Source organism: Weissella muntiaci (assembly GCF_008107635.1).
Taxonomy (GTDB): domain Bacteria; phylum Bacillota; class Bacilli; order Lactobacillales; family Lactobacillaceae; genus Weissella; species Weissella muntiaci.
The window spans coordinates 81,885-95,741 of record NZ_SDGZ01000008.1 but is presented as its reverse complement, the minus strand read 5'-3'; the positions used below and the strand labels follow the sequence as shown (position 1 = coordinate 95,741).

Sequence of the window (13,857 nt, the reverse complement as noted above, 5' to 3'; positions counted from 1 at the left end):
AAAAATGGAATTTATTGATTATTTAGTAATAACGGAAAAACCATCTGCCATGCAAAACTTTAGTAAAGCTCTAGGTGGAGACCGGGGGCAATTGGAAAATGGTGGTAATTATCAATTGGTGTCACTTCAAGGTCATATAATGCGACTCTTAGAACCACATCAAATGGTTAGTCCAGTACTTGAAGAAAAAATTAAACGCTGGGGTATTCCTGAAACTGTGAGTGATATATGGGATCACAGAATATTTAGTTGGAAAAAAGAAATGTTACCGGGTAAGGAGAAGGTGCTTGAAAACTTACGTTCCTTTCTACCTAGAACAAAAAACATTGTAATAGCAACAGATAATGATCCATCAGGAGAAGGGGACTTATTAGTTTGGGAGGTACTTGATTTTCTACATAACAATAGAAATGTTCTCAGGTTAGATTTTAGTGATGAGTCACGTAATTCTATACTTAGGGCTTTTAGGAACTTGAGACCAGTAGATACTAATTTAAATATCCCAGTTCGCAAGGCAGAAATTAGGCAAAGGTTTGATTTTCTAACCCAGCAGTATGTTCGTATCGCATCCACTCTAACTCAGTCTTCGTTAGAAAAGCGTGAAGTCATCAATGAAGGTAGACTGAAAACGATAATACTATCAAAAATTTACAATCAATTTGAACTAAATCGCTCATTTATGCCAACTACCACTTACAAAGTTAAATATGTAGACAATGATGAGCCCGGGGAAAATTCGCATAAGTTTTCTGATAGAGATGAAGAACATGTATTCGATAGCCCAATTGAGGCAAATAATAGCATTGCTTCAATGGTTGAAGCGGCAACTGTTATAGAAGAAGACGTGAAATATTCTAAAAGAGCAATTCCAATTTTGCCCGACTTATCTACATTATCAGGTCAGATGGCGAAATTGGGAGCTACGTCAAAAGTTGTCTTGGAGACCTACCAAAAAATGTATGAAAAAGGTTACGTGTCCTATCCGCGTACTCAGGACCGAAAGATAACTAATGAACAGTTTGAAGAATTAAGACCGGTGTCTGAGAGCATCGCCAATGTAATTGAAGCCGATAAGTCCGTACTCGATTTCCGGAAACCATCTACTCTTTTAGCAAAACGTTTTATTGAAGATGGGGGAAGTCATGGGGCAAATAGGCCTGGTACAAGAGTTCCAGACTCATTACAGGAGTTGGATGAGTTTGGTGAATTCGCCCAGGCAATTTATTTATATCTAGCAAGAAGATTTTTGGCTTTATTCTCGAAGGATGCAACGATTGCAACGTATAGCGCTCATTTATCTGAATATCCAAAAATGACCGCATCTAAAAGCATAATTGTAGAACCAAACTGGTATTTGATCATAGAGCCAACAAAGAACTTCTTTAGTGTCTGGGAAGGCTTTAATAAGGTCGCATTTCCAATAGTAGATGAAGCAGTAACTAGTAGGCCACCTCTGATGACTCAAAAGACTTTGATGGACTTTCTATTCAGGCAACAGATAGGAACTGGGGCTACGCGAGTGCAAACTCTTGCAAAACTTGTAGACGAGAAAATGGTTATCGAAGAACGTGGGGGAATACTAACGAACTCAGAGAAAGGTATGTATGGAGCCAGAATCATGCAAGGTACAATGCTAGCCTCTGAGGATACGACCAAATTCTTGCATAAGCAAATAGACGATTATGGACAAGGTGTTATCTCCGAAGATCAGGTTCTTAGGCAAGTGAAGGAAATGTTGAAAAATGACATCCCCATCATGAAATCTAATACTTTATCCAAAAATGACAATGATTTGAGTGCCGTACCAAATAAAGACGATTCATTTGGTAAACAAACGACTCAATCTGCTGATACAAATATTCGTACTCAAACTGAATTAGCGAATAATTCAGAACTAGGGATCGCACCTTTAAATGTTGAACGAAATGAACTTGTAGAACGGCCAAAAACAGAGCAACTAGTTAAATCTGATAATCAGGTAGAAACTAAGTCCTCTGCAGATGTAGAAATCCATGATGGATTGCCGAAATATACCGACAATACTGAGAAATTTGAAACAAACAGCACCCCAGTGAATAACGATGAAATGACGACAGACGATTTCATTGCCAAGATAATTAGTGGGTATGATGTGATACCAGGGGAAGCGCCTACGCACGATTCGGACCCTGAACCGAAAGTTGCCCATAAGGAAGAGCATACAAGAAAACAAGATGTGGACATTCAATCTGAACATTCAAGTGACAATAAACAGCCACCAATGCCGGATGTAAAACAATCTGTTTCAGAATTAACACCTACTGTAAGGCCGGTTTTAAAAAGTGTGGAATTAGAAAATGTTGAATCATCTGATCCGCAAGTACCCTTCAAGGAAAGTGCCATTAATGATATTTCTACGTCGACGTCGCGTACTGAACACCTTAGTGCAGTACAAATGGATAGCGAGACTTATGGTAACAATAATTTGCAAGTAACAGATGGCAAGTTGCAATATGAGGGCAGAAAGTATATCTGGTCCATAAAGGAAATACAAGAAATATCAGTGAATGAAATGAAAGAACTAATCAATCAAAAAAGTGTCCAATTACAAGGTGTCACTGCTTTGTTGGAGGAAAGGGTGATTAATGGTGTGACCCTCCTTGAAGTCTATCAAGAGGAGTTTATATTCTAATTTAGATATAAGCTGTATCAATTTTCTTAACAATACTCCTGATAATGCTGGAACATTGTTTAAACAATGTCGATAATAATATTGAAGCAATATTTGGATAATTGTTAGGAATAGAGGGATGGAACTAAAAAAAGCGTCGTTGAATACTTATAAATAAGTAAACAAACGACGCTTTTTAACATCAACCAGCAAGCTGTACAGCACACAAGGTGCGACTATGCATGTTGAACGATGTAGAGTGTTTAAAAAATTGACAGATAGATCAATCCAATAAACGTTGAAAGAATACAGGTGCCACCCAGTATTATTTACAATGTCTTTCGACAAAATAAGAATAACATATATTAAATTTTAAACAAATACATGATGGAGAGTAACGATGAACGATGTAGGGACTGTTGGAAATTATAACTTTGAAAAGAATGCTTCTTTCAATGGAGTCACGGTTGAAAAGGCAGCAACCCAAACAATCTCAATTAAACAATCACCGGCGTTTGCTCAGGGATTGAACAATCTTGATAAAAAAAGGAATCATGAACAGTATACAGAACGTTATAGGACATTTGAGTATCTATACACGACTGGACTTTCACTAAAAAGCATTGCGAATAAGATTGGTATTTCAGAGTCAACAATCAACGGAGAACGGTACCTTGGTAGGTATAAAAACAATCATTAGCGAAAGGAAGATGAATAAATGTTTTATTTTGTAAATACTGGTTTTGCGAAGGGGATGTCTGGGGTTGAACATGCACAGCTAAAACGTCTTGCATTATTCAACCGATTTAATACTGAAGCTAAAATCGTCACTCAAAACTTTTCCTTGGATCTTCATAAGGTTATGAGGTCGGTTGGAGTAGATGATGATCAAGTAATTAATTTGTTTGACTATTTTCAAGGTTCAACTAGTTTCATGCAAAACCACGTAGGGATTGAAGACTTACACTTTGGGCTTGGTCTAGAGTTACTGATTAATGATCAAGATGAAAATGGATATATGGTGCGCAACAGCGAACGTATCATTCAACGAATTAAAATGCGTAGCCCTGAATATGATGAAGTTGAAAGTATTACTACGTATGATGCTTATCAAAATATAAGCAAAACTCAACATTACGATACCAGAGGATTTATGTCCTTGGAGCAAATATACAATGCAGCGGGCTCTATTGTTGTTGAGAAAGTTTATAGTCCGACTGGTTCTCTTGTCTACCAAACTTTTCATGGAGAAGCCGCACACAATGAAGTCGATAACACTTTATATATGCTAATTGGCTACAAAGGTAGAAATTACACTTTTAATGGCCAAGCTGACTTAACAAGGTTCTTTCTTGATGAGTTGAATTCAAAGAATTTAGGAAATAATATTTTTGTGGTTGACCGGACTTTTGAGTTGGCCTGGTCCGTACTGAATATGCGTAGTGAGGCACATAAGTATATGCACATTCATTCAAACCATCTAAATAAACCGAATGACATTTTGAATTCGTCATTGAATTTCAATTACACATACGCATTGAACAATATTGAAAAATGGGATGGTGTTATTACACCTACTGAGAAGCAAAAAGATGATTTAATTGCGCGGTGGGGACAGAAAACACCAATATACGCTATACCAGTTGGAAGTGTACCTGAATCAGTTATGAATTCGCCACGTATTCCGATTGCTGAACGCACGCATGGAAATGTAACTATGGTAGCGAGATTATCGCCTGAGAAACAACAAGAGCAAGCTATAAACGCTTTTGAGATAGTGCATAACTTATTACCCGATGTCACGCTTACCTTTTGGGGATACTCTAACGGCGATGAAGAGAACCGTCTAAAGGGGTTAGTCCGAGATAAGAAGCTGGAGAAGGTAATATCGTTTCAGAATTATACGGAAGATGTTTCTACAGTCTTTGACAATTCTGTTCTACATTTACTGACTTCATCTGCTGAAGGGTTTGCGTTAGTTTTGATGGAAGCTCAGTCTCATGGAGTTCCTAATGTTGCGTACAGAGTAAATTATGGACCCAATGATATCATCAACGATCAGGTGGACGGTGCATTAGTAGAACTTAACGATGTGGAATCATTGGCTGTATCAATTGTGAACTTGCTACAAAATCCAACTGTGTTGCAACGGTACAGTGATAATTCGTATAAGAATGCAAATCGTTATTCTCAAGAAACTACTTTCCAATCTTGGAAAGAGATAATCAAGAAAGGGGCTAAGTAATTGAAATACTTCGTAAATGAATACCTGTTAGAGTTTAATTCTGGTATTGAACATGCAGAATTCCATCGAGTTCGGATGTTTGATTCTATTGGCGAAAAAACTGCTATTGTCACAAGAAACTATGATAATCTGCACGAGCAAAAACGTATACGGTATGGTCTACCCGTTGGCTCGATATTAAACATGTTTGATTATTTCCAAGGAGTCACAGACGTTCTTGATCCCGGGGATGATTTTCTAACTTTAGAAGACCTCAATTTACCAGCTGACTATAATATCAAAACAGGAGCAAACAAGCACGTAGTATTTGAAGGTTCACGAACTGTGATGGAAATTATTATTGTCCCTGGTACATTCGGGAGAATCAAGCAAATTGATTATTTTGATAAATATGATCGTTTAGTGTCTTCCGACTTGTTTGATTTTCGAGGCTTCAAATCAAGAACATTGTATTTCGATAAAGATAGTAGACTACTACATCAAGTATCTTACGATATTAATGGCAACGTAGTAGTTGAAGAGTTCTTTTCTAGGACTGAGAGCGATCAAGCTACACTATCCTTGATACATCTCGTAGATTATGAAAATCATGAGTTATATTTTAACAACTATGATGATATGTTCGTGTTCTTCCTGAATGAATTGAATGCCAAAGACAAACATGCCGTGTTCGTAGCGGATCGACCAGGTGTAGCGTATCAGAGTGTATTGGAAATGGCAGAACCGGTAGATCGGTTTGTGACCATCCCAAAAGTGCACGCAACTGACAAGAAAGACCAGGTGAATTCAAATTTGATTGGGTGGTATAACGATCCAGTCAAACTTAAAGCAGAAAAGCTAAACGGGATTATAGTAGCAACACCTGAACAACAACGTGATCTCATCGCTTGGTCTGGCGGAATACAAAACTTGACAACTAATATCATGGTTGCTCCATACGCTGGTATCACTATGGACCAGTCCGACAAGTATTTGTCAGGTAAAGACCAATATAAGATAATATTTGTCGGCAGTTTGTCAAAATCTAACCATCTGATTGAACTACTTGGGATGTTTACTCAGATTAAGACTAGTATTGCTGCAGCTACATTTGATATATACGGTTATGGCCCAATTTCAACTAGGTTATCTGCCGAAATTAAAAGGCTTAATTTAGAGCAAGATGTCCACATAAAAGGGTATGTGACAAATGACAAATTGGTTGAGGCTTATAAGCAAGCAAACATCATTGTAAAAGCAAGTGATGATGATTCCTTTCCGTTAGCCATTGTTGAGTCGCTCGAATACGGCACATTCCCAGTGTATATGGACATGGGTTATGGTACAAAGCACTTAAAAACGGCTAACATTGGTTCAATTATTAATGAAGATGATTACCAAGGAATGGTGAATGTCATTGTAGAGCATATTCTAGGCGCATCAGATCGAAATACAATGGACCTAAACAGAAGTGGATTGCTGTACGGTGATGCAGCATTGCGATGGAAGAATCAGTTGAATGCTGGCCGGATGGTGTATATAGAGCAATAATTGCACAGTTGTTGAATGTAGAGAGGAAAATGAATATGAAGTATGAATTTTTGGGTAATTATTCCTAGATAAGCTAAGATCAGAAGACCTTAATTCATTCTTAAATCCTCCTGTTTATGAGAGAAATATAATAAACTATTTACTTTATTTTAATAGGTCGTATAATTAATTTTGTAGATGAGATAGTCATTATTCTTGATGAATATCTTTTGTTTTCAATGTATTCTTATGGAGGTTTAATTATGGGACTAGATAAGTTAAATAAATTTGAGTCATTGACAGAGACAGAAATGTCAGAAGTTGAAGGTGGCACAATATTGGGATACCTCGCTGGTTACGTTGTCGGTCGTGGAGGTGTTGCTTGGGGATCGCTTCCTGGGCATCATGTTTCTGCGATAAACAATTAAGATAATTTTCTAATAATTTCAGTTAATAGGAGAGCATATTATGAGTAAATTAAATTCATTAGATAGTTTTGATGCACTTGATCATCAAGAATTAGCTGCGACTGTTGGCGGCAAGGGAGTCGGTTGGGCCAGTATAGCCTATGGCCTACTTGGAGAATTTGATGACTTCAAGAAAGGTTTTAAAGCTGGTATTCATAAATAGCAAAATAGGAGGCGAAAATCAAAGATTTTTACCTCCTATTTTTAATTTAATTATTTATCAAAAGGACTATATAAATGAAATTTTTACGTTTTCTTGGCTTTTTATTATTCTTTGAACTAATTGCGTCCATTCCAGTTGCTTTAATTGGGACAACAAAGAATTTTGTTACCTTATTTATAATTATTGCTGTTTCTTTTCTAGCACAATGTGGGTTTGTTCTTACGGTTTTCAAGTTTAGTAAATATACTTTGAAAGACTTTTCAATTGGCAAATCAGATACTCTAAATTTCGTCTTTTTTGCAGTATTGATGTTGCTAAATCAAATATTTTTTATTATATTGAACAACAATAATTTACTCCCTGCAAATAATAATAATGTAGGTGTATTTAATTTAGTACAAAGTCATAAAATAGTGCTGACAATATATTTTGCAATGATTGCGCCAATTTTGGAAGAATTATTGTTTCGTGGAGTGTACTATTTAACATTTATTAAGGAGTTTCGGGATAGTACGATAATGGAAATTGGATCAAGTTGGCGGTATTTACTGGTCATTATTTTTAACGGACTATTATTTGCATTTTTACATAATGGAACTTTTGATTTAAATTCCGTAAATTATTTTGTAGGTGGATTAATTCTATCTTTGTCGTATTTAAAAACCAAGAAGATTTCAGTGCCTATCGGATTACATATATTAAATAATATATTGACGATGTTAGTTTAGTTAGGCACGGGAAGCACAATAAGGAATTACTCAAATGAAGATACATTATGTTGCACAGATAGATGAACGTGACTGTGGGGTAGCTGCTCTATCAATGTTATTACGTAACTATGGTCAGGAAAATTCTTTGGCAAGTCTCCGAGATTTAGCAAAGACAAGTCTAGAAGGAACAACGGCACTTGGGATTGTTAAAGCAGCAGGTACATTGAATTTTGAAACAAAGGCTATTAAGGCGGATATGACTTTGTTCGATATACGTGACTTACCCTTGCCATTTATTGCTCACGTTAAAAAGGGCGGAAATTTACTTCACTATTATGTAGTATATGGTGTCAAAAAGAATTATTTACAAATAGCTGATCCTGACAATAGGGTTGGAAAGACGCGTATGTCTTATAAACAGTTCGAGTCTGAATGGTCTGGTACTGCGATATTTATAGCCCCAAAGCCAGAATTTAAACCCTCAAAAGGTGATAAAGAAACATTTAACTCCTACTTACCAGTCATATTCAGACAGAAATCATTAATCTTAAATATTGTATTGGCTTCATTATTGGTCACGATCATCAGCATTGTTGGGTCATATTACTTTGAAGGTTTAATTGATACATTCATTCCGAATGGAATGAAAAATACCCTCGGGATCATCTCAATCGGACTTATAATTTCTTATATTATTCAGCAAATATTAAATTATGCGAAAAATTATCTACTAATAGTTCTTGGTCAACGACTCTCGATTGATGTTATTTTATCTTACATCAAGCATCTATTTGAGTTACCAATGTCTTTTTTTGGAACACGCCGGATTGGCGAGATCACGTCGAGATTTAATGACGCTAATACAATTATTGACGCCATTTCAAATACTATAATTTCAATTTTTCTAGACTTAGGAATTCTGATTATTGTAGGAATAACGTTAGCTGTTCAAAATGAGAAACTTTTTCTTATTTCATTGAGTGCAATTCCGTTTTATTTTTTAGTGGTTTGGATATTCACGAAACCATTTGAAAAGATGAATCATGAATTAATGCAATCGGGGTCTATGCTTAATTCGAGTATCATTGAGAGCTTGACTGGAATTGAAACTATTAAGGCGTTATCAAGTGAAAGTGTCAGTTACTCGAAAATAGACAAAGAATATCTGGATATACTACAAAAATCTTTCAATTTACAGAGAACTGTACAAGTTCAGTCAACCATTAAGGACCTTCTTAAGCTAATCTTCAATGTGGCCGTACTTTGGTACGGTGCAATACTTGTAATTAATAATAGTTTAAGCATAGGACAACTAATAACATTTAATGCACTGTTGAATTATTTTACAAACCCACTGCAAAATATTTTGAATTTACAGAGCAAACTTCAGTCTGCAAGAGTCGCCAGTAATCGACTAAATGAAGTCTATCTAGTACCGACAGAATTTAACGTTAATGAAACTATTTCACGCAGAATTCCGACTGACAAAACAATTACCATTCAACATCTGGATTTTAGTTATAGTTTTGATAATCTAGTGCTGAAAGATATTAATATTACGATTAAACAGAATGAAAAAATAGCCCTCGTAGGAGTTAGTGGGTCTGGTAAATCCACATTGGCTAAACTGATCGTTAATTTTTTTGAACCGTCGTCATCAGATTCAAAAATATTAATTGGCGGGATAGATATTCAGACAATTGATAAGCAGGCATTAAGGAAGATGGTGACCTATTTACCTCAAGAACCGTATATTTTTACTGGGAAAATTATTGATAACCTTATGCTTGGCGCAAAAGATGACACCACTATGGAGGATGTATTCTGGGCTGTAGAAATGGCGCATATTGCTGATGATATTGAACAAATGCCACAAGGCCTTGAAACTGAGATATCAGAAGGTAGTGGATTGTCTGGTGGTCAAAAACAACGAATTGCTTTAGCTCGAGCGCTTTTGGCAAAGAGTAGCATTCTTATACTTGATGAATCTACGAGCAGCTTAGATGTTCTGACAGAGAAAAAAGTCATTGATAACTTGTTAGCTTTAAAGGACACTACGATTATTTTTGTTGCGCATAGATTAACAATTGCGCAACGAGTTTCCAAAATAATTGTAATGAAGAGTGGGCAAATTGCCGAGGAGGGGTCACATAAAGATCTAATAGCTCAAGAGGGCCATTACTCTACATTATTCAATAGTTAAAGGACAAACATTATGTTTGATGAACAACAACTTGCAAGTACTGAATTTTATCGTAGAAGGTATACGACTTATTCAACAATTATAATTATTCCAATAACAATTGGGTTGATTATATTGGTCATATTTGCTCTATTCACGAATAAGGAACTAACGGTAAAGAGTGTTGGTGAAATTGCACCGAAAAGTATCTTATCAACCGTGCAATCTACAAGTAATCAAAAAATACAAAAATTAAACCTTCATGAAAACCAAACAGTGCAAAAAGGGGAAACGTTAATTACTTATGAGAATTCAGATACTCAAGCCAGTAAAAAATTATTGGCAATTCAACTATCTAATGAGAAAGCACGATTAAAGGCGTTAAATGATTATGAGAGTAGTGTCTCTAGTGGGAAATCAATTTTTCAACAGGCCGATACTTTTGGCTATTCAAATCTTTTTAATAATTATCAAGAACAAATTTCAGAACTAAATGCCTCACTCAAACAGGCAAACGACGATAGAACCAATAGTAATAATCAAGCTGAGACACAAAAAAGAAACTTTACAAACGACCAGAATAAAGTAAAAGACCTAATTAGCCAATATAATCAAATTATTTCAGCTGTTCAAAATGGTACAAGTATTGATACGACGAACTCGTATAAATATTTGTATGATAGTTTCAACTCACAATTGAGTGGGCTATCCCTGCAGTCTGACAAGGATAAATTAAGGCAAGACACGATCGCAGAATTGAATAAGCAGATTGACTCATTATCATCCTCTGCAACAGGACTCAGAGAACAAGCAGATGCTGTGAACACAACAAATATAATTTCACCCGATCAAACACTTCTACAAATACAAGAATTAAAGAGTAAAACACTTGCAGATATAAAAAACCAAGAAGAAACCACTCAAAATTCTATTAATACTATTATTGAGAAAAAGTCTGAAACCGCAGATGTTGCAAAAACTCTAACTGTTAAGGCACAACAAGCTGGGATTATCCATTTAAATACAAACCTGACAAAGACGAATTATATTCCTGGTGGTAGTAATGTCGCTTCGATTTATCCAATGTTGACAAAGGAAACTAAATTGACGGTTGTATTCTATATAACAAGCAGTGAAATTAGCAATATAAAAAATGGACAAAAAATCCGATATTCTATAGTTCAGGACGTTCCAAGACCAATGGTCATCAACGGCATTGTTACACAAATAGATAATGCAACAACTCAAGTAGGTAAAGGTAGTTACTACAAAGTGGTTGCTGAAATTCCAAAAATTAAGAGTCAAGACATTGAGCACATAAGATATGGCACTCAAGGGAAAGTAGCAATAATCACCGGGGAAAAAACCTGGTTTAATTATATTAAGGATAAAGTTCTAGACAAGTAAAAACGCTCCATAGCATGCTAATGTCAGGATGTTAGATAATCGATTTTATTTAGCTAGTCATCACTTCTATAAATGCTTTTGATAATAGAATTTATGGTGTTATTGCAACCTTGGATATATTATGATTAAGAGTATAAATATGATTTCTGACTGAAATATCTTGCTATTAATAAATTGAAATGTGAGTACAAAACTGATTATGAATTACAAATTTAACGGAGAATATGAAAGACAAGATGCAATTAATATCGAGATTGTTGAAACACTACATAACTAAAGGAAAATGCTCGGACTCTTGATTCTTGTGGGAATTGCAATTGCTTACCCCGCTAAAATTACGTATTTTCCATCATTTGAGTTTGTACTTTTGATTTTATTTGCTGTGCTGATAATGTATCCAGCGGCATTATACTTAGCCCTCGCGTTACATGCAGAAGTGGGTTATAAAAAGTATCCTTTAAGGCATATTGAGGCTTCTGTAGATAATGAGTCTATTTCCATGAAAACAAATCTGTATCAGGCTGAGGTCTCACTGAGTGATATCAAGAGAAGTGTCAGTTCAAGACGGTACATGTTGGTCTTTGTGTCTCATGGTAAAAAAGTGGGCCTTTTCATATTTAAACGTGATTGGTTACTAAATGAGGATGAGTGGGGGATGTTCAAATCAGATTTGCGTGAGAAGTCTGTTACAAAGTAATAATTTACGGAATATATTGTTCATACATGAAGAGAAAAAGAGCCAACTTTATAAAGAGTTGACTCTTTTTTTGGTTTAAGAATTCTGTATTTGAGTAAATTCTTTAATGACGGGTGTTAGTGTAATGAATAACTTTAGATTTTTCTGGTCTACAGTTGCTTGGTAGCATACATCCCCGACTGATTGGAATGTGTGCCCAATGTTGTTCTTTGCATTTATCAGGCTCGATATAAAACTGGGAGTGCCAGACCACTTCATGCCAAACTCAAAACTCTGGAAAATACCAGGATAAATTGGGTTGTCCATATCGTCTATAAAGAACTCTATTTTTGTGACTTTACTGGCCATAATCGTCATGTATAGTTTTAATCCATAATCATCTATTAAAAGATGCCTATCATCATTGCCTAATGAGCTTGGAATGCGAAAAGGGGCAGTACTTATTTTGTTGTAATTATTTGCTATTTCTGTATAAAGACCTAATGTTTTCATCTCAGATACTTCCAAATTTGATAGTAGTGTTTAATGCTGATAACCAGCTAAGTTTGATTATACAATAGTGAGTGTGGATATTATCTATTTGGATAGACGGCCAGTTTATAAAAGCATGATTAATCTGGGAGACATCCCCAAAAAAGACAGCACAGGATCTCATTTAAGCGATGTCCTGTGCTGTTTTGCATGAAAGTACAGACTAGTTAGGCAATTGCATGAAAGGCGCTCACTCTGTCGCTGGAGGAGGTTCTAATAAGCATTTGATTACCTTGCAAGCCCGTGAGGGCTAAAAAGGCCCAACGATACGCAGTATCGTTTTAAGGGCCGTATCTCTAAGCGGAGTGCTTAAAAAGCCGCTTGGCGGTTTTTAAGCAGCGTAGCGTTGTAGTGAAGTCAATCTGCTTGCAGATTGGGTGAACGGGTAGTCTCCTAGAAAAGAACTGCTCGTTGGTTTGGTTTGTATTTATCGAAAGCTTTTACTTGTATCTTTAGCCCGTTGAGAGAAGCATAAGTCGGAATGCTCCCGACAAGTTTAGTTAGATTGGTTTCGTGAGTTTGTAATAAAGGTAATGTATTCGGCACAGTTGGCTCAGCAAAATTAGTACTGGCATTTCCGATGTATTGATAATTAGATTGAGGTTCTAGCCACAAAGGATAGTCCGCAATTTTAATGTTACTTGGAATTAATGAATTAAATGACTGCCAATTGCTAATTATTGCCTCGGTATCAAATAACTGTGCAGAAAGCTTGCCACGTCGTGTGCTGTGCCATAGTTCAAAAGGATCGTCACCAATTATTGGAATTAGGGTCAGGTATCGAGTAGTTAAATCGAATACACCGAATAATGCCAGAATATCTGAATGTGAATCGTTTGACACGGGGTAAATCATTATGGCTTCCGTCGATTGCTTGTGTTGGTTAAAAACATTCAAAAGTTCCTGCAGAGCAGAACTGAATAGCGTTAAATTATCTTGACCATAGTTAAATGAATTAACGGATAATGCAGAGAAGTAGCCAGCTTCACGGAGGCCACTTATTAAAATCTTGAATTGCCCAGATGAATATAGTTGTATGTAATTCGATAATATCTCATTTTCGCTAGCAATGCTGGAAATGATGTTTGCAAGTCTTTTTGCAGGGTAAGAATCATAGGTTAAATCAAATCCCCTGTATCTCTTCATTGATGCAGATCCATCTTGTACAGCCAACGTTAATATTGCGGTTTCGCTCTTTTGAATAAGGTGGTCCATGTATCGATTTATTTTTGATAAGATTGTTTCTATTTGTTCTGTTGATCTGTCGTACTCAAAATATAATTGACCATACTTCAT

The 13,857-nt window shown here is 35.9% G+C and carries 12 protein-coding genes; 10 read left to right on the top strand and 2 right to left on the bottom strand.

Going from position 1 to position 13,857, the window contains the following annotated elements:
• Positions 1-4 precede the first annotated feature (4 nt).
• The 10 genes from ESZ50_RS02560 to ESZ50_RS11615 all read left to right on the top strand — a co-directional run bounded on the left by ESZ50_RS02560 (position 5) and on the right by ESZ50_RS11615 (position 12,030).
• The gene (locus ESZ50_RS02560; RefSeq protein WP_148622042.1) at positions 5-2,671 is read left to right on the top strand and encodes a DNA topoisomerase; all 2,667 of its coding nucleotides are present in this window, start codon (positions 5-7) and stop codon (positions 2,669-2,671) included.
• Positions 2,672-3,050: 379 nt separating this feature from the next.
• Positions 3,051-3,350 (top strand): hypothetical protein, encoded by a 300-nt coding sequence (locus ESZ50_RS02555; RefSeq protein WP_148622041.1) that lies wholly within the window; start codon positions 3,051-3,053, stop codon positions 3,348-3,350.
• Between the two features lie 18 nt (positions 3,351-3,368).
• The gene (locus tag ESZ50_RS02550) at positions 3,369-4,895 is read left to right on the top strand and encodes a glycosyltransferase (protein WP_148622040.1); all 1,527 of its coding nucleotides are present in this window, start codon (positions 3,369-3,371) and stop codon (positions 4,893-4,895) included.
• Positions 4,896-6,425, top strand: coding sequence for a glycosyltransferase (locus ESZ50_RS02545; RefSeq protein WP_148622039.1), 1,530 nt, complete (start codon positions 4,896-4,898; stop codon positions 6,423-6,425).
• A gap of 242 nt (positions 6,426-6,667) precedes the next feature.
• Positions 6,668-6,832, top strand: coding sequence for a bacteriocin (locus tag ESZ50_RS02540; protein ID WP_148622038.1), 165 nt, complete (start codon positions 6,668-6,670; stop codon positions 6,830-6,832).
• 40 nt (positions 6,833-6,872) lie between these two features.
• Positions 6,873-7,034 carry a ComC/BlpC family leader-containing pheromone/bacteriocin gene (locus tag ESZ50_RS11620; protein ID WP_187387527.1) on the top strand — a complete coding sequence of 54 codons (162 nt, stop codon included), beginning with the start codon at positions 6,873-6,875 and terminating at the stop codon, positions 7,032-7,034.
• Positions 7,035-7,108: 74 nt separating this feature from the next.
• Positions 7,109-7,762 carry a CPBP family intramembrane glutamic endopeptidase gene (locus ESZ50_RS02535; protein ID WP_148622037.1) on the top strand — a complete coding sequence of 218 codons (654 nt, stop codon included), beginning with the start codon at positions 7,109-7,111 and terminating at the stop codon, positions 7,760-7,762.
• 34 nt (positions 7,763-7,796) lie between these two features.
• Positions 7,797-9,947 carry a peptide cleavage/export ABC transporter gene (locus ESZ50_RS02530; protein WP_148622036.1) on the top strand — a complete coding sequence of 717 codons (2,151 nt, stop codon included), beginning with the start codon at positions 7,797-7,799 and terminating at the stop codon, positions 9,945-9,947.
• Positions 9,948-9,959: 12 nt separating this feature from the next.
• On the top strand, positions 9,960-11,333 hold the full coding sequence (locus tag ESZ50_RS02525) for a bacteriocin secretion accessory protein (protein WP_148622035.1): 1,374 nt from the start codon (positions 9,960-9,962) through the stop codon (positions 11,331-11,333).
• A 499-nt stretch (positions 11,334-11,832) separates the two neighbouring features.
• Entirely contained in the window at positions 11,833-12,030 is a 198-nt protein-coding gene (locus ESZ50_RS11615; RefSeq protein WP_187387526.1) for a hypothetical protein, read from the top strand.
• A 75-nt stretch (positions 12,031-12,105) separates the two neighbouring features.
• Here the strand turns inward: ESZ50_RS11615 and ESZ50_RS02515 are convergent, their stop codons facing one another.
• On the bottom strand, positions 12,106-12,522 hold the full coding sequence (locus tag ESZ50_RS02515; protein WP_148622033.1) for a hypothetical protein: 417 nt from the start codon (positions 12,520-12,522) through the stop codon (positions 12,106-12,108).
• A 432-nt stretch (positions 12,523-12,954) separates the two neighbouring features.
• Complete coding sequence (locus ESZ50_RS02510; protein ID WP_148622032.1) at positions 12,955-13,857, bottom strand: hypothetical protein; 903 nt, start codon at positions 13,855-13,857, stop codon at positions 12,955-12,957.